The 26,230-nt window shown below is 44.5% G+C and carries 22 protein-coding genes, 1 tRNA gene and 1 pseudogene; 14 read left to right on the forward strand and 10 right to left on the reverse strand.

The features are described from left to right. Positions 1-13 precede the first annotated feature (13 nt). Positions 14-433 (reverse strand): DoxX family protein, encoded by a 420-nt coding sequence (locus EAE30_RS09600; protein ID WP_123015720.1) that lies wholly within the window; start codon positions 431-433, stop codon positions 14-16. Positions 434-669: 236 nt separating this feature from the next. Continuing rightward, positions 670-2,056 (reverse strand): annotated as a pseudogene (locus EAE30_RS09605) (HD-GYP domain-containing protein). A gap of 436 nt (positions 2,057-2,492) precedes the next feature. Between EAE30_RS09605 and EAE30_RS09610 the strand changes: the two are divergent. After that, positions 2,493-2,583 (forward strand) — tRNA-Ser (locus EAE30_RS09610). A 191-nt stretch (positions 2,584-2,774) separates the two neighbouring features. Here the strand turns inward: EAE30_RS09610 and EAE30_RS09615 are convergent. Genes EAE30_RS09615 through EAE30_RS09625 form a run of 3 tightly spaced genes read right to left on the reverse strand, consistent with a single transcriptional unit; the run spans position 2,775 to position 5,329 of the window. After that, positions 2,775-2,903: a DUF2474 domain-containing protein gene (locus EAE30_RS09615; protein WP_123015721.1), complete on the reverse strand. Its 129-nt coding sequence runs from the start codon at positions 2,901-2,903 to the stop codon at positions 2,775-2,777. 21 nt (positions 2,904-2,924) lie between these two features. Continuing rightward, positions 2,925-3,932: a cytochrome d ubiquinol oxidase subunit II gene (cydB, locus tag EAE30_RS09620; protein ID WP_123015722.1), complete on the reverse strand. Its 1,008-nt coding sequence runs from the start codon at positions 3,930-3,932 to the stop codon at positions 2,925-2,927. A gap of 32 nt (positions 3,933-3,964) precedes the next feature. Then, on the reverse strand, positions 3,965-5,329 hold the full coding sequence (locus tag EAE30_RS09625) for a cytochrome ubiquinol oxidase subunit I (RefSeq protein ID WP_123015723.1): 1,365 nt from the start codon (positions 5,327-5,329) through the stop codon (positions 3,965-3,967). Between the two features lie 153 nt (positions 5,330-5,482). On the opposite strand from EAE30_RS09625, the gene EAE30_RS09630 reads away from it, so the two are divergent. Together EAE30_RS09630 and EAE30_RS09635 are read left to right on the forward strand one after the other, a co-directional pair. Then, positions 5,483-6,928 (forward strand): aminotransferase-like domain-containing protein, encoded by a 1,446-nt coding sequence (locus EAE30_RS09630; protein WP_123015724.1) that lies wholly within the window; start codon positions 5,483-5,485, stop codon positions 6,926-6,928. Further along, complete coding sequence (locus EAE30_RS09635) at positions 6,925-7,740, forward strand: PhzF family phenazine biosynthesis protein (RefSeq protein ID WP_123015725.1); 816 nt, start codon at positions 6,925-6,927, stop codon at positions 7,738-7,740. The genes EAE30_RS09630 and EAE30_RS09635 overlap by 4 nt, the downstream gene beginning before the upstream one ends. A 195-nt stretch (positions 7,741-7,935) precedes the next feature. On the opposite strand, the gene EAE30_RS09640 is transcribed toward EAE30_RS09635, so the two are convergent. Both EAE30_RS09640 and EAE30_RS09645 read right to left on the reverse strand, forming a co-directional pair. Beyond that, the gene (locus tag EAE30_RS09640) at positions 7,936-9,120 is read right to left on the reverse strand and encodes a poly(ethylene terephthalate) hydrolase family protein (protein WP_123015726.1); all 1,185 of its coding nucleotides are present in this window, start codon (positions 9,118-9,120) and stop codon (positions 7,936-7,938) included. Between the two features lie 21 nt (positions 9,121-9,141). Then, positions 9,142-9,348, reverse strand: a complete 207-nt coding sequence (locus tag EAE30_RS09645) for an RICIN domain-containing protein (protein WP_123015727.1) — start codon at positions 9,346-9,348, stop codon at positions 9,142-9,144. A 1,225-nt stretch (positions 9,349-10,573) separates the two neighbouring features. Between EAE30_RS09645 and EAE30_RS09650 the strand changes: the two genes are divergently transcribed. From EAE30_RS09650 to EAE30_RS09670, 5 genes are all read left to right on the forward strand, one after another. Further along, positions 10,574-10,765, forward strand: a complete 192-nt coding sequence (locus EAE30_RS09650; RefSeq protein WP_123015728.1) for a hypothetical protein — start codon at positions 10,574-10,576, stop codon at positions 10,763-10,765. Positions 10,766-11,599: 834 nt separating this feature from the next. Continuing rightward, positions 11,600-11,827 (forward strand): hypothetical protein, encoded by a 228-nt coding sequence (locus EAE30_RS09655; protein WP_123015729.1) that lies wholly within the window; start codon positions 11,600-11,602, stop codon positions 11,825-11,827. 90 nt (positions 11,828-11,917) lie between these two features. After that, positions 11,918-12,865: an IS30 family transposase gene (locus EAE30_RS09660; RefSeq protein ID WP_123014135.1), complete on the forward strand. Its 948-nt coding sequence runs from the start codon at positions 11,918-11,920 to the stop codon at positions 12,863-12,865. A 9-nt stretch (positions 12,866-12,874) separates the two neighbouring features. Then, positions 12,875-13,126 carry an endo-1,4-beta-xylanase gene (locus EAE30_RS09665; RefSeq protein ID WP_123015730.1) on the forward strand — a complete coding sequence of 84 codons (252 nt, stop codon included), beginning with the start codon at positions 12,875-12,877 and terminating at the stop codon, positions 13,124-13,126. Positions 13,127-13,678: 552 nt separating this feature from the next. Continuing rightward, positions 13,679-14,413: a S1 family peptidase gene (locus tag EAE30_RS09670; RefSeq protein WP_123015731.1), complete on the forward strand. Its 735-nt coding sequence runs from the start codon at positions 13,679-13,681 to the stop codon at positions 14,411-14,413. Positions 14,414-14,564: 151 nt separating this feature from the next. On the opposite strand, the gene pdxR is transcribed toward EAE30_RS09670, so the two are convergent. From pdxR to EAE30_RS09685, 3 genes are all read right to left on the reverse strand, one after another. After that, positions 14,565-16,355: a MocR-like pyridoxine biosynthesis transcription factor PdxR gene (gene pdxR / locus EAE30_RS09675; RefSeq protein ID WP_123015732.1), complete on the reverse strand. Its 1,791-nt coding sequence runs from the start codon at positions 16,353-16,355 to the stop codon at positions 14,565-14,567. A gap of 106 nt (positions 16,356-16,461) precedes the next feature. Next, positions 16,462-17,736, reverse strand: coding sequence for a 4-aminobutyrate--2-oxoglutarate transaminase (gene gabT / locus EAE30_RS09680; protein ID WP_123017320.1), 1,275 nt, complete (start codon positions 17,734-17,736; stop codon positions 16,462-16,464). 44 nt (positions 17,737-17,780) lie between these two features. After that, positions 17,781-19,208, reverse strand: a complete 1,428-nt coding sequence (locus tag EAE30_RS09685) for an NAD-dependent succinate-semialdehyde dehydrogenase (protein WP_123015733.1) — start codon at positions 19,206-19,208, stop codon at positions 17,781-17,783. Positions 19,209-19,420: 212 nt separating this feature from the next. Between EAE30_RS09685 and EAE30_RS09690 the strand changes: the two genes are divergently transcribed. From EAE30_RS09690 to EAE30_RS09715, 6 genes are all read left to right on the forward strand, one after another. Beyond that, positions 19,421-20,440, forward strand: a complete 1,020-nt coding sequence (locus EAE30_RS09690) for a TRAP transporter substrate-binding protein (protein WP_123015734.1) — start codon at positions 19,421-19,423, stop codon at positions 20,438-20,440. A gap of 57 nt (positions 20,441-20,497) precedes the next feature. Further along, positions 20,498-21,106, forward strand: a complete 609-nt coding sequence (locus EAE30_RS09695; RefSeq protein ID WP_123015735.1) for a TRAP transporter small permease subunit — start codon at positions 20,498-20,500, stop codon at positions 21,104-21,106. Beyond that, complete coding sequence (locus tag EAE30_RS09700; protein ID WP_123015736.1) at positions 21,096-22,418, forward strand: TRAP transporter large permease; 1,323 nt, start codon at positions 21,096-21,098, stop codon at positions 22,416-22,418. The genes EAE30_RS09695 and EAE30_RS09700 overlap by 11 nt, the downstream gene beginning before the upstream one ends. 412 nt (positions 22,419-22,830) lie before the next feature. After that, the gene (locus EAE30_RS09705) at positions 22,831-23,418 is read left to right on the forward strand and encodes a YceI family protein (RefSeq protein WP_123015737.1); all 588 of its coding nucleotides are present in this window, start codon (positions 22,831-22,833) and stop codon (positions 23,416-23,418) included. A gap of 226 nt (positions 23,419-23,644) precedes the next feature. Further along, entirely contained in the window at positions 23,645-24,775 is a 1,131-nt protein-coding gene (solA, locus tag EAE30_RS09710; RefSeq protein ID WP_123015738.1) for an N-methyl-L-tryptophan oxidase, read from the forward strand. Positions 24,776-24,958: 183 nt separating this feature from the next. After that, positions 24,959-26,116, forward strand: coding sequence for a 5-methyltetrahydropteroyltriglutamate--homocysteine S-methyltransferase (locus EAE30_RS09715; protein WP_123015739.1), 1,158 nt, complete (start codon positions 24,959-24,961; stop codon positions 26,114-26,116). The last annotated feature ends 114 nt before the right edge of the window (positions 26,117-26,230 follow it).

A 26,230-nucleotide genomic window follows, 5' to 3' on the forward strand; every position in this document is an offset into this window, starting at 1 on the left:
GGAGCATCTCTGGTTAATCGCGCATGAGCGCATATTTACCAGAGCCTAAGAAGGTCACGGTGAGCGCGGCAATCATATAGACGGCAATGTCTTCTGCAATCCAACTGCCCACGTCAGTGAGGGCGAAAAAGTTGTCGCGGTGCATCAGGCCCATTACCACAATACCAGTACCAAAAATGATCAATCCAGCAAAACGCGAGAATACCCCAACAATGAGCATGATTGGTGCGACCACTTCGCCTAAGTATACGGCATAGGCAAACCAGGCGGGTAAACCTAAATCGACAAACAAGCCTTGAATGAACGCGGTACCGTCTTCGACTTTATGAATGCCGTGCAAAAGAAAAAGGACGCCGAATCCGACTCGTAAAATGAGCTTAGCTATATCTGGATGATGTAGCCATTGATTTACTTTTTGTATTGATGCAAACATGGTGGGACTCCTCTCGATATCCGCAATTGGGACAAGCGTTATGCTCTACTGATACTTACAGTAAAGTAAGCCGTATCGTGAGATAAGGGGCGCTTTTGTACTATCACCATCGAATTCCTCGACCAATATCCTTGTTTTAAATCAACGCGGTGTTTACTGAGTTGTGGTTTCGTATGCTGTCTATCTAGCGTGATCATTGACCATAGGCCGCTCTTATTCTTATTGGCGCATTCCAATTAGAGCAGAGGCGAGGAGGTAATGGATGAGATGGCAAACAGCTCATCATCGTCTGCGAGGCTGGCAATAGTGCGCTTTAATGCCTCAAAGCATTGTTTGTCTATCGCTGAACCTTTCTAATGTTTTGGCGACCGGAACGGCAGGGCGATAAGGTCGCTCCGCTGTTATCGCATCAAAAATATCTGCGGTTGTAATGATCTTGGTGATCAGGGAAATTTCATCCGCTTTGACCCCGTTTGGATAGCCAGTGCCATCCAGTTTTTCGTGATGCGCGGCAGCCACATAAGCAAAGCGCTCTAGAGGCGTGATCAATTTAAGAATGTCATAGGTGTAACGAGCGTGTTCCTTCATTTGTTGCCACTCGTCTGCCGTGAGTTTACCCGGTTTATCCAAAATCGTATTACTGACGCCTAATTTTCCTAAATCATGTAGGCGAGCCGCACGACGAATCCATACGCGATCGCTCTCTGAGAGATTCAGTTCTTGTGCAATCATATCACTGACCATGGACACTCGTTCACTGTGTCCTGCCGTAAAAGGGCTTTTCGCATCGATAATCGAACCAAATGCCGCGACAATGCGGTCAAAATAATCATCACTGATGGGGTAAGCCGCTTGTACTGGTGCTATGGCTAACACCTCTTGATTAATACTGTCTGCGAGTAGCGGCTGGTACACGCTTTCTTGTTTTAATAGCGTTATTGCAATCGTTACTAACTCGGGATCGAGCCAAGTTCCTGAACGCTTACGCAGTTCCTTAAGCGTCGCGTTCCTACCTTGTGAGTGGTGGAATACATCAATAATTTGTGAGATCAATGCAATACGCGCATAAAGAGGGATCTCCGCGCCAGCTGTGCCGTGTGGATTGCCGCCGCCATCCCAGTGCTCATCGAGATTATAAATACTCATGGCGACATCTTCGTTAAATTCTAACTGACGAGCGATATCGGCTCCGCGAGTACATCGTGTATGAATGACTTCGTTGGTATATTGGGAGCCATTTTTGAGAATATCTAAGGTGGTGCGCAATCGTTGATGCCAGTTTTGATTGTTCCCTGCGTTTTTCAGAATAAAATGCAAGGCACCAGAAAAACTGGGGTCGAGCGTTTTAAATCGATGTTTTAATTGCCTTTCATCGCTACCATACAGCTGGCAAATACGCGCGGCATTGCTGCTGCATCCCGTATCTTTTAATAGAATCGTAAAAAACAAATCATATAACTGCTGATCGTTAAGTTGCAACGCTTGACCAATATGCATACCCACCCAACAACAACGCATACAATGCTCGACCGGTTGGCCTTCCGTCATATCTAATGCCGTGGTTAATGAAAGGATCAGCTCTGATTGGCTAATTGTGGTCGTTTTGGGAATATAATCTGTCATTACTTGCAGTTCATTTGATTTGTCACGCCGCTGTTGGATAACCATCTTTTTGATGGTGATAGAATAGACGCCGAGTTGTACATAGGGTAAATAGAGCGTGGTATTTGGTTTGTAGAATAAAGTGTGTTGTTATAACCCGAGACTCCTTGTCATGAGTAAATAGAACACACGGTCTGCTGTAAAAAGCCTTAGGCGGCTGGATAAACAAAGTATAGACACAAATAATGAGAATGACGTAGTCATTTCGCACTATTTCTTTTGAAGTGGTGAGTTTTATATATCTGCTCTCCTTGGTTTTTCAGTAAGGGAAGGGGGATAAAAACCTTTTATCGTCTTGTTTTTATACAAAAAGACAAGAAATGATTATAAAACCCGCAAACAGACATGAAAGGGGTTTACAGGCGAATCGAGTCTGGCTATTATTCTCCTCAACAAAGGAGAGATGGCTGAGTGGTCGAAAGCACCGGTCTTGAAAACCGGCAACCGTTAATAGCGGTTCTAGGGTTCAAATCCCTATCTCTCCGCCATATTTGAAAAGCCCGCTGATTTATCAGCGGGCTTTTTCGTGTCAAATGCATAAAATACCGTTTAACCCGTGCGAATGGGCGAAATGATAAAGGCGACCGAGAGGCCGCCTTTTTGATGGCTGTTTGGCGGATAAGTGGTGGCGTGAACCTCAGTATCACGAGACATCCGCTCACGGAATCTTATCATCGCCCTAGGATTTAAATCCTGCCATTGTCATGAGCAAGCGAAATCCCATCGAGACAATACCAAGGGCAAGAACACTCGCCGCCCAGATCCCCACCAGCCAGACCCATTGTTTCATAGTGCGTTTTACTTTCATCTATAGCTCCTAAATACGGGTTTAGTGATAGGCTTCGTCTTCTTTGACCTTTCCTGAAAATACGTAGTAGCTCCAGAAGGTATAGGCCAGTATTAACGGGATAATCAGCACGGCACCGAATAACATAAATTGTTGACTGCTTGCGGGGGCCGCGGCTTCCCAGATGGAAATATTAGGAGGAATAATGTTAGGCCAAATACTGATACCAAGGCCGATAAACCCGAGTATAACAATGACTAATGCCATGATGAATGGGCTGTGTTCTCTCTGCTTCTTCAAAGAATGCATGAGGTTGAAACAGACGAGCCCGGTAATCACAGGGATTGGCAAGAGATAATACAAATTAGGCAGTGAGAACCACCGGTCAGCGATCGATTGGAACGTCAGAGGAGTCCAGATACTGATGATAGCCATTGCAGAGAGCATGATCAGTAACGTTTTTTTGGACGCAAGAAACATACTTTTTTGCAGGTGTCCCTCGGTTTTCATCACTAACCAAGTGCTGCCTAGTAGCGCATAGGTCGCGATCAATGCGAGTCCACAAAACAGTGGAAAAGGGGCGATCCAATCCAATTGTCCACCAACAAATATTCGATGGTTTACTTCAAACCCTTGAATGACAGAGCCAACCACCACGCCTTGGAAAAACGTGGCACAGATAGAGCCTATCATAAAAGACCGGTTCCAAAATTTGAGGTGATGGTCGACAGATTTAAAACGGAACTCAAAGGCCACACCACGGAAAATCAAGGCAATCAACATCAATGATAAAGGGATCGTTAATGCTTCGATAATCACCGAGTAGGCAAGGGGAAAAGCCCCAAAAAGCGCCGCTCCGCCAAGTACCAGCCAGGTTTCATTACCATCCCATACCGGTGCCACGGTATTCACCATGACATCTCGATGTTTGTCGTTTTTTGTAAATGGCATCAGTATACCAATTCCCAGATCAAAGCCATCCATCACGATATACATGAGTGTGGCGAAGACGATGATTGAGAACCATATTACGGATAAGTCAAAACTCATATCTTTTACCTTCGTTGTGTCATAGCGGGATGTTAGATACGACCAGAAATCGTATTCATGTCGTGCTCTTCATGATCAATTGTTTGCGGGCCTTGTTTAATTTTTCTGATCATGTAGTAGTAGCCAAAACCAAAGACCATGCTATACACCACAAAGAAGCCAATTAAGCTGATACTCATTTGCAGATCACCATGTGCGGAGACGGCATCACGAGTCCGTTTTAATCCATAGACCACCCATGGTTGGCGACCAATTTCAGTTGTAAACCATCCGGCGAGAATGGCAATAAGTCCCGCAGGCCCCATGAGAAGTGAAAACCTCAGATACCAACGTTGGCTATAAAGTGCGTGTTGACGGCGTAACCATACGCTGTATACACCTTGGAAAATCATCAGCAACCCAAGACCGACCATGACTCGGAACGACCAAAAAATGATAGAAGAGTTGGGGCGTTCATCTTTGGGAAAATCTTTTAGTGCCGGGATTGGCTCGGTCAAGCTATGGCGCAGAATGAGACTTCCTAATACGGGGATTTCGACAGCATAGTCGGTGGTTTCTGTCTCCATATTTGGCATACCGAACAGAATGAGCGGTGTCGGTTCACCATTCTTATTCGACCAGTGACCTTCGATGGCAGCAATTTTAGCTGGTTGATATTCTAAGGTATTTAAGCCGTGCATATCCCCCACAAGGGCTTGAATGGGAGCCACGATGAGTAACATCCAGAGTGACATGGAAAACATTTTTTTGACCGATGAGCTACGATTGCCCTTAAGCAGATGCCACGCGGCGGATGCGCCGACAAAAAGGGCGGTACTCAAAAAGGCAGCCACTCCCATATGCGCAAGGCGATAAGGAAAAGAAGGGTTAAAGACAATCGCGAACCAATCAACAGGGACGACGCGCCCATCGACGATGTCATAGCCTTGTGGGGTTTGCATCCAACTGTTTGACGCGAGGATCCAAAAAGTGGAAATAATGGTGCCTAGGGCAACCATGGAGGTGGCAAAGAAATGCAATTTTTCCCCCACACGATTCCAGCCAAAAAGCATGACGCCAAGAAACCCGGCTTCAAGGAAAAATGCGGTCAACACTTCATACGTCAGCAGTGGACCGGTGATACTTCCCGCGAAATCAGAGAAGCCACTCCAGTTGGTGCCAAATTGGTAAGCCATGACTAAACCAGACACCACGCCCATACCAAAATTCACGGCAAAAATCTTAGACCAGAAATGGTACAGCACCTTGTAATCGGAGTTGCGTGTTTTGAGCCATAACCCTTCCAATACGGCTAGGTAGGTTGCTAAACCAATGGTGATTGCAGGAAAAATAATGTGAAAAGATACAGTAAAAGCAAACTGTATCCTCGCCAGCATATAGGCATCGAGACCGAACATAAACTTCCTTTGAGCTTTAAAATAGTGATTGGCGCCATAATAAAGCTCTAATCAATAGGAAAGTAGATACAAAAAAGGACGACTATTGTATAACAGATGAATATATAAAGTGTTATTGTTTGGTCGGAGTGGTGGTGTTATTCGAGGGTAAATATGGCTAAGTATCAGAATTTAGTAGATCAATTGAAACGACAGATCCAGTCGGGCATTTGGAACTCGGGTGATAAGTTGCCTTCACTGAGAAAGCAAGCGAAGCACTCTGGCATGAGTTTGATGACGGTGCTACATGCATACCAATTGTTAGAGTCACAAGGTTGGATTATTTCTCAGGCACGTTCTGGCTACAAAGTTGCTCCTGGCTTGAAAAAGCAAGAGCAGACTCAGGTTGCGGTTGCTCGCACTGAAAGTGTCGATATTAATGAATTTATCTTTGATGTGCTTCAGGCTGGGACGAACAATTCATTAGTCAACTTTGGCTTTGCCTATCCTTGTCCCGATTTGTATCCGCGTTATCATATTAATCGAGCTTTATCGACGGCCGCCCTCAATATGCAGACTTCCAATGCATTTAATAACCTCCCGCCGGGGAATGAACAGTTACGTTCAATCATAGCTAAACGTTATGCGGCAAGAGGCATTGAGATATCCCTAGATGAAATTGTGATTACGGCAGGAGCGTTGGAAGCATTAAACCTCAGTCTACAAGCATGCACGCAGCCTGGTGATTGTGTTGTCGTTGAATCGCCCACCTTTTACGGGGCATTACAATCCTTACAGAGACTCGGATTGAAAGCTCTGTCTGTGCGCACTGACCCCATTTCAGGCATTGATTTGGACTCGTTGGAACGTGCTTTGCAGACTCATGATGTAAAAGCGTGTTGGTTGATGTCCAATCATCAAAATCCTTTGGGTTTTACATTATCGGATGAAAAGAAAAAACAGATTGTCGAACTGTTGCAGCGCTACGAAGTATCGTTAATTGAAGACGATGTATATAGCGAACTCTATGAGGGCGAGGAACCCGTTAGTTCGATGAAAATGTACGATCAAACAGGGAGTGTCATGCTGTGCTCGTCTTTTTCAAAATCGCTGGTTGCTGGTTTGCGTATTGGTTGGGTGGTGGCAGGTAAGCGATCATTTGATATTCAGAAACTCCAACTAATGAGTACCTTAGCGACCAGTGCCCCAGTGCAGATGGCCTTGGTGCAATATTTAACCCATCGTAATTATGAATCTCACCTCAAGCAGTTGCGTAAAAAACTGCATGAACGTAAAAATAAGATGGCGAGTTTTCTCGGTTCTCTGTTACCTGATAATGTCAACGTTGTTAATCAGAAAGGCGGCTATTTTCTGTGGTTAGAATTACCTCAAGGTAGCGATGCCATGTTGATATATCGAGAGATGTTGCAAAAGAATGTCAGTATTGCTCCTGGGAAAATGTTCGATTTAACTGAGCAGTATCGACATTGCATCCGTCTCAATGCTTCTTTTGAATTACTTCCAGAAAGAATCGAGGCGTTGGAAATACTCGCTACCATCATCATCAAGCATATAAACGGTACGCTTGTTCACAAATCAACAAATGAGAAGCTCAAATGAATGTAGACATCTATCAGGTCGACGCGTTTACCAATGACGTTTTTAAAGGGAACCCCGCAGGTGTGTGTATCACTACCCATGCGCTGAGTGAGCGCACGATGATGTCAATAGCGGAGGAGATGGCTGTGTCTGAAACGGCGTTTTTAGTGCTGTCAGATATGAGTTTGAGATGGTTTACGCCGATATCAGAAGTGACATTGTGCGGGCATGGTACGCTTGCGGTCGCGCATGTACTTAAACAAAGAGGCCAACTAAAAATTGGAGAGCATGTCGACTTCAATACCGCATCTGGAACCTTAACAGCACGGATTGATGAAGCGACGATTGAACTCGATTTTCCAGAACCGATACTGAATTTTGACGTTATTGAGTCAGATCACTTACTAAACTGTTTAGGTTTAATACAAGAGAATGTCCGTTCCTTTGGTGAATTTGACTCGAAAACATTTATTGAGGTGACGAGCGAAGAAACCGTCCAGAATCTACAGCCAAATTTCGCTGCCTTGAAGCAAATAAAAGGACGCGGTGTATTGGTGACGGCCCGTTCAAACCATGAGGGCGTCGACTTTATATCGAGATATTTTGCGCCTTGGGTTGGTGTCAATGAAGACCCAGTCACCGGTTCTGCACATTGTGCTTTAGCGGTTTATTGGTCGGAGAAGTTGGGGAAACTGCAATTAAACGGTTTTCAAGCATCCAGTCGGGGTGGCCATATAACCACAAAGCGGTCATCAAATGGACGGATCACACTCATTGGTTCTGCTGTCACTGTTATTCAAGGAACAATGCATATTCCTGTTCTATCGCAGTGAACGTCATTAAGCGAGTCCCCATTCGTACGTGTTATTTTAATGGTGTGTAGAGGAATGTGACGAGGGTTGGTTTGATTTTTCTATAGGCTTTCGCTTTCGGTTGGGCGTGTGTCCTAGATAGGGGGCCAACAAAAAAGGCTGCCGGCATGATGGGCCGATAGCCTTGATTGTTATGCTTGGGTTTTACCGTATATATTATGGCAGATCCGATGTTCTCCATTTTGTCATGAGGGCTGAGGGTTTTTGTATATAAGGAGCCCACCGTGTATCGCCGTCCAAAAAGGTTTTTTCAAACGCGAGCACGAGCGCAGCGACACCTCGACCTGCCTGAGTAGGATAACCCCAGGCAAAATGGCCACGAAGACCTAATACGCCTAGAATTTTGGGGGTGTTTGAAGAAATTGATCGGTATACACCATCTGATTGACCCAGACCGCCGAGAATACTGGTATCTAGGGCACCATTAAGTAACAAGGCTGGGATTTTAATCAATCGGCCACTGGCATAAGCGGCATCAAGAAGCTCTTCTGCCGAATAAAAAGAATAGATATCAGTGTTATACCAGGCGGTCATGTTGTGGCCAGCAAGGCTTATCACTGTTGCGAGTTCGTCTCTGTGTTTACCCGCATTAATCCAAGAGGCTCCTCCACCCATGGACCATCCCATGATTCCGATTTTGTCTGTATCCAGCTTACCTCTAAGAGGGCTGCCCAAACGGGTGTTTTCTTTTCTCAGGGCCTTAACGACTCGCCATTGCTGATTGTCACGAGCCGTGACTTGGTCAAAAATGGTGGTGGTATCCATGGTGACAAGAACCATACCGTGAGAGGCAAACCAAGGGCCCCAAGCCGCAAAAGCGGTCTGTTTGGTCATAAACGGTGGGCAGAATACGATGCCTGAATAGGGGGGTTCTGCATCGGCGGGATAATATACCTTGGCGGTGGCCGGTAAGGTGACATAGGAACCGGGAAGCTCGTATGATCTGACAGTATAGGGGCCTTTTCCGTCGTATAAGCCGGGGGCTTCTTCATCACGACAGATCGCGCCATCTGGGCAATTACCACTAATGTGGTTCTCGGCGTGACGGCGCAGTGTAAATATCTGATCTTCCTTGCCAGTGGTGGTCGACTGCATGACGTTGGTATCGTTTTCCTCGGATAAATTATTCACCCTCAGGCTCATGTCTGTACCGCGGGTAATAATCTGATAATTGCCGTTTCCGGTTTCAGCAAATCGGAACTGTTGGCAGGCGCCACCCTCATAGCTCCATGTCTGGATATTGGCACCGACACTCGGGCTACATTTGGATACGTCGAACGCTTGGTCTGGTGCGATAACTGGTGTAATCCGGTGCCAGATTCCGTCGACGGGAGTAATGATGAATTTCTGGGATTCACCGCCCTAATAGTCATTCAGAGTAATGTCGGTACCGTCTATAGTGCCCCACTGAGAGGTGTCTAGCGCTTTGCCACTTTGGGTAACGATCAAAGAATACGTGCCATTGATAATCGCATTTTCAGCAAAGGCTCCTTTGATTCCGGCTGCCATCAGCATCAGTACTATCATATACATGATTGAGGTGACTTTGATTTTATGATTGTCTTTCATGGTGGTGTCTCCTTATTGTTTTGTATTCCAATTAAACAATTTTTTGGTAAACCAACTGACGTTTGGATTTTGACTTTTTAACCGGCCGCTCTTCCACGTACTACAAACAGTTCATTAGCTAACACGCTGTTTTCTATCGTATCTGTCTGGTTCACAGCTTCGTTTCGAATGCTCAAACCATACAAAATGTTATGCAAAGGCGATAAAAATTTGCTGTCGTTTGCGAATGTTTCTGTGGACGACTTTTTAAAAGGTCGTTCTCCACGCTATTGATACAGGCATGAAAATACATGTGGTTAAAAAATGTACAATAGCTAGAACAACTATAGCAAAAGGTTGCATATATGTAGCAAAAAGATGCACAAAGTGTGTTTTTTTATTTGGTTTGATTAAGAGTTATTGATTACATAGAGAAAATAATAATGACTAGGCTTCAGTTGGAACTTGAAGCATTTGCTTGCCTTCTTGCAAGACGTCTGAACTTTGGTGCTGCTTTGAATTAAACAAACTAAATGCGTATAGAGGGTACACAACAGTGAGGATACGGAGGGACTGAACTGATCTATGACCAATACGACTTAAAGACCAGTACTCAGTGGGATCGTCAGAAGGTGATTAAAGACCACCCAGCTTTGACAGTGAAGCGACAAGACTTGGATTTAAGTGCTGACGATGGATCTACACATTGTGGTTTAGTGGTTCGAGAAATTGGATAAGTTGCAGTGAAACGGTTTTCAATTATCGACTTGGAGGGAGCTATATAACCACAAAGCGATGAGCCAATGACGGATCACGCTCATTGTCTGTGCTGTCACCGTTATTCAAGGAAAAATATATATTCCTGTTCTATCGCATTGAACGTAAGTAAACGAATCCCCTTTCACATGGGTTATTTTTAATGTTGCATTGGGTGTGTATTTTCGGTTTTTTGGGTTTTAGATGGAAAGAATAATTGAACGTTAATGGCACCATGTTTTGGCACATTGGCAGGTACTGGAGGTGATATCTCTACTTTGACCCACTACTTAAAAGACATTATTGCAATCTATGTTAGAGATTAAGGGGGATTGGTTTCCTTTTCCGTCATCTAGTTAAGAGAAGGATATATAACCGTCAGGAAATAATACTAAGACTTAACTTATATGGATTTTCTGGTAACGAAATACTTTCAATTTTTCTTCAGTTTGATATGGTTTGCCATCGATTTACTTTTACGAGAACAATCATGCAGTGGTTAAAAAAAATCCTACTGATTACGACCATTATAATCGCGAGTCTTTATATGGTGAGTGTTGGTTTTCTGACTTACCTTTTTTCTTCGGCTGATGACCAACCTAAGCATCAGGAGCAGATATCGGCACCGGCGGACAGTGTGGAGCCTTTAGTCGAGAAACAATCGTCTGCTGTGAATCAGTAACCGAATAAGCTGGTGGGCGTTAACACTTCGGTCAATGATAGTGTGTTGACCCAAGAGGTAGCGCCTGATTTTCTGAGTGGACATTGTTCACGGTTAGGACTTATAAACTCATCCATATTTTAACAATTGTGGTTGTCTTAAAAGTGGGGCTTGTCAGAAGAAAGCCGCATAACTTTTGAGGAGACTTTGTTTAAGAAAAATTCATCGTAGTTAGCTTTTTACCGTATGATGAGCGGAATATTTTCCTTTACGAAGAGAACATTTTTTATAAATAGAGATCAACCCAGTGCTCCTTATCTGCTTTATCAGTATGAATCTTGTTTTTATTTAAAATAAGATAAGGCGTACGCTAATCTTGTAACTAATCAATCAAAAAAAGTAATAATCTTACAGTTTTAAAAAATCAATCTAAAATATAATTTTACCTTAATAATCAGTTGCTTGGTTTTTATTTTTAGGGTTTTCACTGTTCTGTTTTCTTCAATTAAATATTTAAAAATTACAAAAATAATAGTGAGTGGTTCATTTTTATTAAATAAAAATGAAATAAATCGAGCAATTTTAGTACATGATATTTAGAGTGCATTAATTTAAACGCCCAGTTCAGAGATAAGATCACAAACTCATCTTTCATTTTTAAAAAATATGAACCGAACTAACAAAAAAATAAAATCCATATCAGGGTTTTTTTATTCGGTGCTATCTTATATGCGACTTGATTTATATATTTAAGTCAATAACGGAGTAATTTATCACGGTGTTCTTCTTATACGGAGATGTTGGCCGGTCAATGGTAAATTGCGACATAAGCGTTTAACGCGTAGGAGAGAAAAAATGAAGGAAATAAAACAGCGGCAATGGTTGGGTTTTGGAAAACCTCATTTCCGCTCGGCGCCCATTCTGACTGCTTTAGCGGCAATGACAATGCCATTTATGACGATGGCTGCAGACACCGAGACAGAACACTCAGGATTTGAGGCGTACTATGCTTCTGCAGCTTATGCAGGCATGGCAAATAATGGTGGCGTTGAAAACGGATTAAATGGGCCCGATTTCAGATAATAAGTGCGACATTCATGGAAATATGTAGAAGAGGAAGCCAACTGCTGAAAGTGGTACGCTCTTCTCGCCAAAGAAACAAGCAGTACTACCATGAATTATCAACAGTTGACCGAAGGCAGAAGATACCAGATTTCTGCTCTTTTGGAACGGGGAATTTCGGTTCCTGAAATAGCTAAAACAGTTCAGTGCCACCGCTCGACGGTATACCGTGAGCTTAAACGCGGTCGGAAGGGAGAGCATTATTGCCCTAACGAAGCCCAGATGTCGTCTACCAAAAAGCGCAAAACAGCACGTAAATACCGAATACCAAAGGAACGTGTCGATTTTATCCGCCTTCTTTTAGAAACAGATTGGAGTCCAGAGCAGATTTCTAATGTATTAACGAAAATTGGTGCATCTGTCAGTCATGAGTGGATCTATCGCTTTGTTGCTCAAGATAAACGCTTGGGCGGTAAGTTATATCGTCACTTGAGACAAGGTCATAAGCGGTATCGCCGAGGTAAACAAGAGAAAGCTCCAGCGATAAAAAATGCCGTTTCGATTGATGATAGACCAAGCATCGTTGACAGTAAGGAGCGGTTTGGTGACTGGGAAATCGACACTGTGCTAGGTAAGCATGGTACAGGTGCAATGGTGACTATTTTAGAGCGTAAGACTCGATTTTACGTGGTAAAGAAAGTGCCATCTAAGTCAGCGGATGATGTCACCAAAGCGACAATAGAGCTACTGAAGCCCTATAAGAAACATGTCCATACCATTACGGCAGATAACGGGCGAGAGTTTGCAGGTCATGAAACCATCGCAAAAGAATTAAAGGCTGATGTGTACTTTGCTCATCCGTACAGTTCTTGGGAGCGTGGTGCTAATGAGAATGCGAACGGTCTTTTAAGGCAATATGTGAAGAAAGGAACCGATCTAACGACAGTGACGGACATCGATATAGAGTTCGCTTTATCGCGGATAAATTACCGTCCGAGAAAGTGTTTAGGCTTCAAGCAGGCAGCCATTATATTTGAGGAGATGGCTTTAGCTTCTTGATATTGGAGAGTGTCGCACTTCGCAGTTGAATTCGGGCCGATTTATATTTCTGAATATGATGTGGCCAAGTCCAATGATCAAGAACAGTTGAACGTGATGAGACAGCAGTTCCCATTGTTCTACAATTCTGATGCGGTAGCTGGCATTACGATTTGGGGATATGTTGTCGGGCGGACTTGGGTTGATGGTAGTGGTTTGATTTATGAAAATGGATCACCACGTCCAGCGATGCAATGGCTCATGAACTATTTAGGCCGATAATTGTTACGTTAGTTGTTCTGCTTTTCAGCAGCGAGTAATAAGCAACAATCCTTTGATCCCCTCGGAGTATTCTTCGAGGGGATTTTTTATTGGGTATAGAAAAATGCATACTGGGTTGTTTGATGGCCTACCCGAGACTCACTGCTATCTGTGACATGATTTTACGATTGTGTTCATCACGAGAAATGGTTAACTAGAGGAAGGAATGTCTGATTTATGGTTACCTCTAATTGATAATTTTATTCTTTTACTCTTATGGAGTACCTATACCTCTTTATCATGATGAACACGAGCTCTACCGGAGTTTGCATAAATGTAATCAAAGAGTTAAATGGAAACCGTTTATTATTGGTGTCTCAGAATTGAGAAAGTGCCATTTTTTGCGGACTACTCCTTTATGGCTGTTCGTTGGCTAGCCGATTGTAATCTCGCTTCCCGCCTATACAATTCAATCAAGTCGAGAACATCACTGGTTTTACTTCTTGACCTCTCCGAGATGCGCATCTCCCAAATTTATTAGGTTCGCCATTATTTTGAGTACATGAGGTGTCTATGTTTTGCTCTCGGGTTTCTGCATCTAAAATTTATCGCTCTACTGTATTGAGCCTTCTCGTTTTACTTACGGTTGGATGTGCGAGCAGCAATGGCCCTTTAACGAAAGTTGAGAGTCACGAAGCCACTCCCGCCATTGATTATGAGATGGTCGGTATCCCATTACTTTATCAAGGCTTCGGGTCCAGTGTTCCGTTGACTCGTGATTTGAGCTTAACGGCTGCTCATGTGGCGAAACTCAACTGGGATAACGTTATCGCGTATCACCCTCAATGTGATATTGCGATCGTGAAAAGCAATAACAGCGGCGCTTTGTTGCCAGATTTAGGATTGGTGTACACGAATGAAAACATCACCACTTATGGTAAAGATGGCACAGGAAATTTACTTAAAGGCGAAGGAAAATATCGCTTAGATTTGAACTTTGCGAATCATAGTTATTTCAAACATTGCCAAGCCAGTGTCACTGATGCTCCTATTCGTGAAGGGATGAGTGGCGGTGGTGCTTTTAATAGTCGTGGAGAATTGGTCGGTATCATTTCCGCCATGGCGAGCAGTAACACGCGGTTAGCGAATGGTGAGAAACTGCCTTACGATCGATTAAGTTTGTTTGTCTCTTTAAATCAAGTCCGTGGTTGGTTGAACCAAACGGTGTCTAACTACTACGGGACGAATGAGTTAGTATTGAACTGGGGAACGCCATCGAACGAGCAATTGGCCAACAATCTGCAATAATCGATCGTGTTGACAGTCTTCCAGTCAAAAAGCCGCTCACGTTGTGAGCGGTTTTTTTCATTGCGTTTAAGGTATTAGACCGTTTCAATGTTGACCGACAAGTCGAAGCCATGACCAGAGACCGGACCTTATGGTGAGTCCTTACGATGGACTACGCACTGTTTGCATCTTCGACAAACTTCGCTTCACCAATGAAATATCCATCTTCATCAAATCGCTTAATTTCGCCCTGTTCGACGACAATGGTAATGTAGCGGATATCTGAAAACTGCCAATTACGCCACTGATAGACGAACTTATCGTGTTCTACCCACCAATATCCTTCGTCGATATCGTTGGGCCGTTCCGAGACGCCCGTCATTTTACTGCCGCCTAAAAAGGAAATTCGGTAGGGAATGTTAAAACAATCTTTACTGAGTAGAGTGCGATTTAATAACAGGGCTTTAATTTGTGACCCTGTTAAACGTGGTGCGTGGCACTCTTCAAGACGCGCAATAGGCATTACCTGCTTGGCTAATGCCGATAGCTGACGAATTCCTTCTCGAATATGTTGAGTTTCAATCGATTGAAAACTGAGCCTAAAGCAGTTGTTCTTTGTGTTATGAAAGAAATAGCGACTGCCATTCTCCATCAAGATACCTTGTTGCTCTGCCAGTTTTTCCAATTGTTTGGCATTGAATTCAGCTTTGTAATTGACCCAGAAAGCCGTTCCTGCAAGAGAGGGCGTCACGCCTGATTGAGGAAAGTAGTAATTCATCGCTTTTTCTATGGTTAATAATTTTTCTCGATAGTGTTTTCTCACTTTTTGTAATAGTGCATCGTAATATCCAAAGCTAATGAATAACGCCAGAGTCTGACAATTATTTTTGGGCGGGCAACTGTGCGTACGTAGTTGTAATGCTCTTATTTGTGCGATTAGCGGCGGCGCTGCGACAATATAACCAATGCGTAACCCCGGAGCGATGGTCGACGTAAAACTCGAAATATAAATGATGCGATCACTGGGGTAGTCACTTTTTAATGCTGGGCTCGAGTGTTCTAAGAAACTGATATCGTGCTCAAAATCATCTTCGATGATTAAAAAATTTGAGTGTTCCGCTTGTTGTATCAGACGCTGACGTCGCTCTGGTGCGAGGCGCACGGTTGTCGGCATTTGGTTACTCGGTGTCGTGTAGACAATATGACATTGATTGAGTCGCTCATCCACTTGCAAACCATGCTCGTCGACATCAATAGGTAATAGTTTGGCTTGCTGGGCTTGGAATTGATGGCAGGCTTCTGGGTAGCCTGGATTTTCTATTGCGACCGTTGTGTTTTTTGAGATCAATAGCTTGGATAAATAATAGAGACTATTTTGACAGCCTAGTGTTACCGCAATATGGGAGGCATCGACAAATATTCCTCGGCGTGTGAGTACCCGCGTTCGAATTTGTTCTATCAGTTCGGAGTTATCATTGGGTTTGGAGGTCCATAATTGATGGTTGATGCGATTGAGCGATTGCAAACTGCATTTGCGCCATTCTGCGACAGGAAACAATTCAGTATTGACCATACCGCTAATAAATTTATAGCGGTAGTGCTTCAAGTTTTTGGTGGCTGGTAGGCTGAGGGTCGTCTCGGTATTGAAAAAATCGGACCAAACGATGGACGTTGGTGATGGTGGTATTGAGTGCGTTGTTGAGGGCGAGATTTCTAAATTAGGATTGACGAAATACCCTTTGCGCTCAACGGAAATTAAAATATTTTCTTCATTTAACTGTTCGTAAACGCGCAAAATCGTATTACGTGACACATTCAATTGTTGCGCTAAGCGACGGGAAGAACTGAGCGGTGTATTTTTGGAAACAAATCCTTCAAAAATGGCTTGAGTGATACCACTTTTTATCTGATCTTGTAGCGTCGTGGAATGAGACGGGTCAAGGTGTATATATCGGTTTAGCATACATTCCCTGTTGCTGTAATGAGTGAGAAAATCATATGGAAATAATGCTGGCACACCACAGGAGATGTCTACTATTACGTAGTGTGCCAATCCCACAAAACCGGTGTTATTTGAGTAGAATCTGCAATTGTTTGTGGATGATACTCAAGCCTTTCACAACAAGCTCTGAGTCGATAGTCAGAGGGGGCAGGAAGCGAATGACATTGCCTTTTATGCCACAGGACAACAAAATGACTCCGGCAGCATGACAGTTTTTCACCAAAGCTTGAGTGAGCTCGGGTAACGCCTCCCCGGTTTGAGGATCATTCAGTTCGATAGCAATCATGGCTCCGACTTGGCGAATATCGCCAATGTGAGGGAGACTATTCTGCATGGCGACCAATTGTTCTCTGAATAATAGACCGACGTGTTGTGCTTTCTCGCACAGCTTTTCTTTGTGAATGATATCAATGACCTCAAGTGCCGCGGTACAACCCAAAGCGGAGCCAGCGTAAGTACCACCGATTCCGCCAGGATGAGCCGAGTCCATGATCTCTGCTTTGCCTACGACTCCTGAAATTGGAAACCCACCACCAAGACCTTTAGCGATGGTCATTAAATCCGGCTCAATCCCGATATGTTCCGTCGCGAACATTTTCCCTGTACGGGCAAAACCACTTTGAATTTCGTCACAGATTAAAACAATCCCATGTTTATCACAGAGCTGACGAATTTTTTGCGCCCATGATGCGGGGGCTTGATAAAAGCCACCTTCGCCTTGTATGGGTTCGAATATCAGAGCCGCTACGCGTGTGGGTTCAATGTCGTATTTAAACAAATCGTCTAATGCGGCTAAGCTGTCCGCTTCGCTCACACCGTGGTAAGCATTCGGGTAGGGAAGATGATAGATTTCATTGGGAAACGGACCAAAACCGACTTTGTAAGGTTTCATTTTGCCAGTCAGTCCCATACATAAATTGGTGCGACCGTGAAAGCCCCCTTTGAAGGCAATAGTCCCTGAGCGGCCCGTATAAGCTCGAGCTATTTTTACGGCATTTTCCACGGCTTCAGAGCCTGTGGATAAAAAGGCGACTTTTTTATCATATTGCCATGGGGTAATCTCGACGACTTTTTCTGCCAATTCTACAAAGCTAGTGTAGGGCGTCACTGTTGAGCATGTATGGCTAAAATTTTCTAATTGCTTCTGAACGGCGGCGACGATCTGAGGGTGAGAATGTCCCGTATTGACTACCGCGATGCCTGCCGCAAAGTCAATGTAGTCATTCCCTTCGATATCAGTAATGGTGGCATTGTCTGCTTTGGCTGCGTAGATCGGTGCGAGGTTGGCCATCCCTTTTGCGATGACTTTGTCTTTGCGCGATTGCCATTGTGCATTTGTCATGATGAGTTCCTTATTGATTGAGTGCATAGCGGTATCCTCCTTGTTTAGTAACCACCGAAGCAGAGGTATTTGATGTTCATATATTCATCAATGCCTTGCTTCGCGCCTTCACGACCAAACCCTGAATGTTTGACGCCACCAAATGGCGCGACTTCATTCGAAATCAGCCCCTCATTAATCCCGACCATACCGAACTCAAGTTTCTCGGCTATCTGCAAAGCTCGGTGAATCGATTGAGTATAAAAATAGCTAGCGAGCCCATAAATCGTGTCATTGGCATGGGTGAGCAGTTCTTCATCGTCATAAAACCGGATCAGAGGAGCAATCGGCCCAAAGAGTTCTGTTTGTACAATATCCATCTCTTGACTGACCTGAGTGAGGACCGTTGGTGTCACGAAAAGCCCATCTAGCGAGTCGCCGCCATAATGAATGGTCGCCCCTTGTGAGACGGCGTTATCGATATAACTCAGGACATCGTGTTTGGCGCGTTCATCGATTAATGGGCCGATACTCACCCCAGGCTCTAGCCCGTTGCCGATACGTAATTCAGAAACGGCTTGGGTGAATTTTTCGACAAAGGTGTCATAAATAGCGTCATGGATATAAAAACGGTTAGCACAGACGCAAGTTTGACCAGCATTGCGAAACTTTGAAGCAATGGCGCCTTTGACTGCGTCGTCGATATTGGCATCATCAAATACGATGAATGGGGCGTTCCCCCCTAATTCCATCGAGGTGCGTTTGAGCGTAGAAGCACATTGTTTAAGAAGCTGGCTACCCACACCGGTTGAGCCTGTGAACGATAATTTTTTGATATCAGGATGTTCACACAGGACATCGCCGATAACGACTGAAGAATGATGGTTGATCACGATAAGCAGGTCTCGAGGTAATCCTGCTTGATAGGCTAACTCTGCGGTTGCATAGGCAGACAGCGGGGTTTGATTGGCCGGTTTGACAATAAAGCTGCATCCTGCTGCCAGCGCTGGAGCCGCTTTACGTGTGATCATTGCGATAGGAAAGTTCCAAGGGGTAATCGCTGCGGCAACCCCGACAGGTTGTTTAATCGTCGCAAGTCGTTTGCTGGAGGAGGGGCTTGGAATGGTATCACCGTAGGTACGTTTACCTTCTTCTGCAAACCATTGTACAAAAGAGGCACCATACATCACTTCCCCTTTCGCTTCCGCGAGCGGCTTTCCTTGCTCGAGCGTCATGATACGCGCTAAGTCGTCACTATTCTCGAGCATTAATTCATACCAACGTTGCAAAATAACGCTTCGCTCTGCCGCGGTCGTCGACTGCCATTGCTTTTGAGCAAGGACGGAGCGTTCAATGTATTTATGAATGTCACTCACTGAGATTAAGGGGATATGTGTTAAGACATCACCATTTGCCGGATTCAATATCGCAATGGCATCATCGTTTGCAGAACAAGTTGCCCTTAAGAGTGAGGTGTTCTTAATGTTATTCATCTTGATTACTCATTATTTTTCCAATGCCAGAAATGTTAAGGGCAAACGAGGTCGATAAATAAGTACCAGATACTGATTTACATGGTACCAGCAAGAAAGGGGCAAACTGGTACCATATGAATAATGGATCTGGTTCTATCGTATTTTTGAGTGATTCTTCATATTGATGACGGATGGATATATGAATGACAATCTTAAATAGGGGTATTTTTATGTTCGGTTTAAAAGGAAAGAAACTGGCTAAAGTATTGTTAACCGCCTCACTGAGTGTGAGTGCATTATCGGCATCGTTCTCGGTGTTTTCTGCAGAATATAATTGGCGTTTTGCGAACTTATATGGACGGGGCACTGCGTTTGGCGAGGTCTATGAAGATTTAGCGAAAAATATTGAAACCATGTCAAATGGTCGTATTCATGTTCAAGTACTGTATTCAGGTGAAGGCATTGGAACTTCTGGCATATTTGGCGCGTTAAAGAGCGGTTTGATCACGATGGGAGCGCCTTTCCAATCGATGAATGCGGGAGAGTTCCCTGCGGGTGTGGTTGAAATCGGTCTTCCTGGTGGCACTCAAAATACCGCAAAATTAATGACGTTATTTCATGAACGTGGATGGGGGCAGATTCTTAAAAAAGCCTATGGTGAGCAAGGTATTACTTGGCTAGAACCCTACATCCAACCCGCGGTTTATGTCATTACTAAAAAGCCGATTAAATCCATTAAAGACTTCAAGGGGATGAAGATTCGTGCGCCTGGGGCGTATGGTAAATTCTTGCGCAATCTTGGCGCCTCACCGGTGTCTTTATCATGGAGTGAAATTTACACCTCTTTGGCGACGGGCGTGATTGATGGCTCTATCGGGTCCAATATGATTGACCATCGTGATGGCAATCACGTCGAAGTAGCTAAATATATGTATCGATTGCCTGTGGCTGGCGCACAAGTTCTTCCTATTCTCGTCAATACCAAAGCTTGGAATAAATTACCCGATGATTTAAAAGCGATTGTCAAAGGGGCAACGGCTGAGCATGCGATTGAACAAATCACCAAATCGACATTATGGGAATCGCAAGCGCTGCAAGAAATGGAAGCACAGGGGCTTAAATGGAGTCCAGAACCTTCTGATGCGGATAAAAAAGCATGGAAAGCCGCTGGTTCGTCGCTCGCTAAAGAGTACGCGAAAGAGAACCCTTACTCAAAAGAGCTGATCACTATTTTACAAAAACAACAGTAACAGGGAAGCGTTAATCAGGCCTCTGCGCCTGTTTTTCCATGTTCGGGAGTGTTCACTATGGAATGTATTTTAAGAACATACTGCCGCTGTGTTCGATATGTCGTTGGGTTGGTTGGACGATCCGTTGCGTATTTACTGCCACTATTGGCCGCGATTGTCGCTTATGGTGTTTTTGCTCGCTATATTCTCAATCAGCCGACCATTTGGGGCTATGATACCTCACTTTTCTTATTTGGATATATTGGCGCTTTAGGAGGCGCGAATGCCCAACGGTTAGGGGGGCATATCAATGTTGATATCGTGTATGGAAAACTGTCTCGCCGAGGACGTCATGTCTTCGATTTAGTAAACGTTATTCTGGCGATGGGTTTTTTGTGGATCATGATGAGTACGTGCTTGGATAAATTTATCGAAGCGGTGAACTTAAACTATCGAACTCAAAGTGAATGGGCGCCACCCATGCATCATTTTTGGCTCATGGTAACCGTATCCGCTGGCCTTTTTCTTGCTCAATATTCTACTGAGTTAATCGGGCATCTCTACGCATTAGTGTGCGGTAAAGAATTACTGGCAACGTCATGGGATGATGAACGACCAGAGCAGATTGCCGTTGAAAGTGCGGTAATGCAACCCCTGAAGGATAAGGAGAGCGCCCATGGGCATTGAGACACTCACTTTAGTATTACTGGCTTGTATCATGGTCGCCTTTATTTTAGGCGCTCAGGTTGGTATGGCATTGGGCGGCATTGCGATGGGCGTGGGTTATCTTTCTTGGGGCGATGCCGTATTTAATATTGTGCCTTCGACGGTAGAAAGCACGTTTTTCAATTTCACACTATTGGCGATTCCCCTGTATATCTACATGGGACAACTGTTAACGCGTTCTGGTATTGGTGATGCCATGTTTAATGCCAGTCAATTAGCAATAGGTAAACTGCGTGGCTCACTGGCGATCAGCGTTATTGGCGTCTGTTCAATGATTGGCGCTATGGTGGGGATCATTGGGGCAGGGATCATGACCTCAAGCAGTATTGCACTCAAACCGATGATGGATCGTGGCTACGATAAAAAACTGGCCTTAGGTGTGATCATGGCGGGGGGATCGTTGGGGATTTTGATCCCGCCAAGCATTCCTATGATTATGTTTGCCTCTGCTACGCAAAGTTCTGTCGGAAAAATGTTCTTAGGGGCGATGGTTCCAGCGCTGATAACCATTGTTCTTCTGATCAGTTATGTGATCATTTCCTGCCGTTTGCGTCCGGAGCGCGCGCCCTTAGATCAAGATAATGATTTCGAGATGCCAAAAGGAGTCGAGGTGATGCGCACCATCCGCGATGGGGCCTCATCGTTGGCACTAATCGTCGTAGTGCTTGGCAGTATCATCATGGGAGTCGCCACCCCAACAGAGTCCGGAGCGCTTGGCGTCATGGGGGCACTTCTCTTAGCCATTTTATTTAAACGCTTTAAACCGGAGATGGTTGCTCGAGCCAGTAAACAAACGGCTGTGTTAGTCAGTGTCGCGATGTGGATTATGGTTGGCGCTTCTGTATTCAGCAATTTCCATTTACTGATGGGCGTACAAGGCATGGTGTCGCAATTTGCTGCGGGCTTAGACATGCCTCCCATTGTGATTATTATGATGTTTCAAGTGATCATGATATTGCTTGGGTTCATTATCGATGAGTACATTATTGTGCTGATGTGCGCGCCTATTTTTACACCAGTAGCCGTATCCTTAGGCTATGATCCGATATGGTTTGGCGTGCTCATGATATTAAATATTGTCATTGCGGTACAAACTCCGCCGTATGGGTTCGCTCTTTTTTATCTTAAAGGTATTGCACCTAAAGGTGTGACCATGATGGATTTATATAAAGCCGTACTGCCATTTATTTCCATTCAAGTGTTGGTCTTAATGATTGTGATGTGTTTCCCCCAATTAGTCACTTGGCTACCAAACTTAGTCATGAGTCCATAATGGCAGGAATAGGATAATCGGTTAGCGGTATATCGATAGCCATCAAACGACTGAATTATAATCAAAGTCACTCATATGATTGAGTGACTTTTTCGTGTGTTATATAGCAGGTGATTGGCGCTGTACGAATAAAAAACAACGATCACTCACCTCATTCCCCTCATTGTCGATAGATTAATATTAGGAACTAGTGCGTTAAGCATTTTAAAGGCACCATTGTCCTCTCTTCACATAGTTTCTACGTTATGAATGCCTTCGAAAAATTAGAACAACCAAATCAAGAATCCTTAACGAAAGTCTTCGTAAGGAAAACTAAGCTAGTTTTTCACATAGCTCATTGCTCTTGTACAAACTCTTAATGGTAGCGATAGAGTGAGAGCAATCAATACAGCCAAGAAAGGATAATAAGGCAATGATAAATTCGTTAAAGACATTCACATGTGGGGCGGCTCTGTTTGGGTTAGCGAGTATGAGCGGTGTCGCTAGTGCAGAGACGTATCAACTGGATCCTGGGCATACGAGTGTTGTCGCATCTTGGAGTCACTTTGGTTACTCTCATCCGGTCGCGACTTTTGATGGTGTCACTGGTACCTTGGTGTTTGATAAGGACGAACCTGAAGAGGCTTCAGTAAAGGTCTCGATCCCGATAAAAACGATCGATAGTGGAGTCCCAGCGCTTAATAAAGAATTTCAAAACAAAACGTATTTTGATGTTGGCCATTATCCTGACGCGACATTTGTTAGCGATAAGGTAGTAGCAACGGGAGATAAAACCTACGATGTGCATGGCAAACTGACGATGAAAGGGCATACCGAGCCTGTGACATTGAAAGTCACCATGAATGGTCAAGGCGAGCACCCAATGGCGAAAGTGCCCGCGATTGGCTTTGATGCCACAACGACGATTCAACGCTCGAAGTTCGGCATTGATAAATACGTACCGAATGTCAGTGATGACGTAGAGATTCGCATCACCACCGAAGGTGCCGCATCTAAGTAAGCATGGCATCTTTTGTTATTTTCATGCGCGCCGCTTTACGATGAAAGTTGCGCGTGTGTATTTCCTTGCTCTCTTTTCTGTCAGCGTTCTTCCTCCCTTTATGTCTGTCATCACGCTTATCTGGTCAACTTCGTTGTTGTGCAAGTATTTAAAACTGTGGTTGGGTTGCAAACTGTAAGGGGAGTGATAGTCTCGAAGCAACAGGAACTACGAACAAGGAGTCATCATGCAATACGATGTGATTGTAGTTGGAGCAGGGTCGATGGGAATGGCCGCCGGCTATTTCTTAGCGAAACACGGTCAGCGTGTGTTGTTATTGGATGCCTTTGATCCCCCTCATTCTCATGCTAGCCACCATGGAGAAACCCGCATCATTCGTCATGCTTACGGAGAGGGAAAGGATTATGTGCCGTTAGCGTTGCGAGCACAAACATTATGGGAAGAGTTAGAACACCAGTCTCAGCAGTCAATTTTTTTGAAAACCGGTGTGCTTAACATCGGTGAGCGAACACGGCCGTTCATTTCAACGCTCATTGCCAGCGCCGAAGAGTATCAATTACCTATTGAAGTATTGAGTGCCGAACAAGCGAATGCGCGATATCCAGGTTTAGCGCTTCCGTCAGAGTTTGTCGCCGTTCTAGAATCGACGTCAGGGGTCTTACGGTGTGAAAAGGCCATTGAAGCGTATCGTCAGTTAGCTCAGGAGCAAGGCGCAGAGCTAAACACTTATTCTCGGGTTAGCGATATTAACGTCTTACAAAATTCGGTCATCGTGACAGCCAAAGGGAAAGAATTTAGCGCAAAAAAATTGGTGGTCTCAGTTGGAGCATGGTCTAACGATTTATTGAAGATGCTAGACCTTGATCTTCCTCTTTCTCCTGTACGGAAAACATTTGCTTGGTATGATGCGCCTGATGAGCTCTACGGAGAGGGGCATTTTCCTGCATTCTCTTGGGACATTCCTGAGGGTATGTATTATGGCTTTCCAAGTATTGATGGTGCTGGATTGAAAATAGGGCGTCACGATCAAGGGGAACCCCATGAACCCAACACTCCGCTCGTGCCGTTTTCTCAAGCGCAAGATACTTCCGATCTCAATCAGTTGTTGAGTCGATATATGCCGCAAGTTGGGCCGTTCCATGTCGGTAAAACGTGTATGTACACACGAACTCCCGATGAACATTTTATTATTGATCATCACCCCAAGTATTCGCATGTCATGATTGCCTCTGGCTTTTCAGGTCATGGTTTTAAATTTGCGAGTGTCATCGGTGAAGTATTAACGGACATGGTGCTCGATAAATCTCCTGATTTTGATCTGTCGCTATTTTCCATCGAGCGTTTTCAGCCAGATTAAATGTACATCGCTGAATCTCGTCATGCTATGCGTGGATAGAGCAGGGAAGACCTGCTTTATTCAACCGTGCCCTGCCACATCATGAAAAGCGCTCATAATCAGTATGCAGAACCATCACTCGTTTTTCTCGCGTATCAACAGTAACGTATTGATATCAATTACTGTGTTTATGAGGATTTCTGTATGTCTGGTCAAGCGCCATTTCGCGCCGACGTTGTTGGTAGCTTTTTACGTCCTAAGTACCTTCACCAAGCGCGCCAAGAATTTGCTGAAGGAAAACTGATTCAAGCCGAGCTGACGGACGTTGAAAATAAAGCGATTAAAGAATTAGTGGCTCAGCAAAAAGCATTAGGTTTATCAGTGATTACTGATGGAGAGTTTCGACGCAGCTGGTGGCATCTCGATTTTATGTGGGGGCTGGGTGGGGTTGAAAAAGTGCGCATTGGTGAGGGCTATACGTTTGCGACTGTAAAATCGCGGGCGGAAAGTGCGGCTCTGACCGGAAAGATTACGGGTGAGAACCATCCTTTTATTGACCATTTTAATTATCTGAAACAGTTTTCTGAAGAAGGTGTGGTCCCTCGGTTAACCATTCCCGCTCCGGCTCAATTTCTCAAAGAATTGGAGCGAGAGCCTAATCGCGCTCAGACGCGAGCAGTGTATCCTAATAAGGAAGAACTCTTTGCAGATATCGTGAAGGCATATCAAACCATCATCCAAGATGTGTACGCTGCTGGCTGTCGAAATCTGCAGTTGGATGATTGTACTTGGGGAATGCTGACCGACCCTAAATTCCAGCAAACGGCAGGTCAATTAGTGGAGGCTTGTGGATGCGGTGATGATCACCACTTCGATACGCCCACCGCTCTTAACGAGATTTTGAATACGCACCTACGCATTAATAATGCGGCATTAGCGGGCGCGCCAGATGATTTAGTGCTGACGACACATGTGTGTCGTGGGAACTTTCGCTCGACGTGGGCGGCAAGTGGGGGGTACGAATCCGTTGCTGAAGTCTTGTTGGGTCAATTGAATGTTGATGCTTTTTATTTAGAGTTTGATACCGAGCGTGCAGGGGATTTTACGCCTTTGCGCCATTTAGCCGCAGATAAAAAAGTGGTGTTGGGTTTAATTTCATCGAAAGTACCTGAGCTTGAATCGGCCGAGGTGGTCATTGCCCGTATTCAAGAAGCGAGTGAGTATGTGCCGTTGAAGAATTTGTACCTCAGTACACAATGTGGTTTTGCGTCTACGGAAGAAGGGAATGAACTCACCGAAGCACAGCAATGGGCTAAAATCGAGCTAGTACAAGCGATCGCGAAGCGAGTATGGCAAGACTAATGCGCCTTGCGTCGAGGCGCGCTCCTTGTAGATGCGCAGAGAGTTGGATAGCCTTTGAGCTATCTCTCTCTTGTATGGTTGACAGCACCGCCGACATCTTTAGAATGCCAGCGG

Source organism: Vibrio zhugei (genome assembly GCF_003716875.1).
GTDB lineage: Bacteria > Pseudomonadota > Gammaproteobacteria > Enterobacterales > Vibrionaceae > Vibrio > Vibrio zhugei.

Excerpts from the sequence above, each read along its gene's own strand:
- EAE30_RS09600 (WP_123015720.1), bottom strand. The coding sequence starts at position 433 with ATGTTTGCATCAATACAAAAAGTAAATCAATGGCTACATCATCCAGAT.
- EAE30_RS09615 (WP_123015721.1), bottom strand. The coding sequence starts at position 2,903 with ATGAAAGTAAAACGCACTATGAAACAATGGGTCTGGCTGGTGGGGATC.
- cydB (WP_123015722.1), bottom strand. The coding sequence starts at position 3,932 with ATGAGTTTTGACTTATCCGTAATATGGTTCTCAATCATCGTCTTCGCC.
- EAE30_RS09625 (WP_123015723.1), bottom strand. The coding sequence starts at position 5,329 with ATGTTCGGTCTCGATGCCTATATGCTGGCGAGGATACAGTTTGCTTTT.
- EAE30_RS09630 (WP_123015724.1), top strand. The coding sequence starts at position 5,483 with ATGGCTAAGTATCAGAATTTAGTAGATCAATTGAAACGACAGATCCAG.
- EAE30_RS09635 (WP_123015725.1), top strand. The coding sequence starts at position 6,925 with ATGAATGTAGACATCTATCAGGTCGACGCGTTTACCAATGACGTTTTT.
- EAE30_RS09645 (WP_123015727.1), bottom strand. The coding sequence starts at position 9,348 with ATGAAAGACAATCATAAAATCAAAGTCACCTCAATCATGTATATGATA.
- EAE30_RS09650 (WP_123015728.1), top strand. The coding sequence starts at position 10,574 with ATGCAGTGGTTAAAAAAAATCCTACTGATTACGACCATTATAATCGCG.
- EAE30_RS09655 (WP_123015729.1), top strand. The coding sequence starts at position 11,600 with ATGAAGGAAATAAAACAGCGGCAATGGTTGGGTTTTGGAAAACCTCAT.
- EAE30_RS09660 (WP_123014135.1), top strand. The coding sequence starts at position 11,918 with ATGAATTATCAACAGTTGACCGAAGGCAGAAGATACCAGATTTCTGCT.
- EAE30_RS09670 (WP_123015731.1), top strand. The coding sequence starts at position 13,679 with ATGTTTTGCTCTCGGGTTTCTGCATCTAAAATTTATCGCTCTACTGTA.
- pdxR (WP_123015732.1), bottom strand. The coding sequence starts at position 16,355 with ATGCTAAACCGATATATACACCTTGACCCGTCTCATTCCACGACGCTA.
- gabT (WP_123017320.1), bottom strand. The coding sequence starts at position 17,736 with ATGACAAATGCACAATGGCAATCGCGCAAAGACAAAGTCATCGCAAAA.
- EAE30_RS09685 (WP_123015733.1), bottom strand. The coding sequence starts at position 19,208 with ATGAATAACATTAAGAACACCTCACTCTTAAGGGCAACTTGTTCTGCA.
- EAE30_RS09690 (WP_123015734.1), top strand. The coding sequence starts at position 19,421 with ATGTTCGGTTTAAAAGGAAAGAAACTGGCTAAAGTATTGTTAACCGCC.
- EAE30_RS09695 (WP_123015735.1), top strand. The coding sequence starts at position 20,498 with ATGGAATGTATTTTAAGAACATACTGCCGCTGTGTTCGATATGTCGTT.
- EAE30_RS09700 (WP_123015736.1), top strand. The coding sequence starts at position 21,096 with ATGGGCATTGAGACACTCACTTTAGTATTACTGGCTTGTATCATGGTC.
- EAE30_RS09705 (WP_123015737.1), top strand. The coding sequence starts at position 22,831 with ATGATAAATTCGTTAAAGACATTCACATGTGGGGCGGCTCTGTTTGGG.
- solA (WP_123015738.1), top strand. The coding sequence starts at position 23,645 with ATGCAATACGATGTGATTGTAGTTGGAGCAGGGTCGATGGGAATGGCC.
- EAE30_RS09715 (WP_123015739.1), top strand. The coding sequence starts at position 24,959 with ATGTCTGGTCAAGCGCCATTTCGCGCCGACGTTGTTGGTAGCTTTTTA.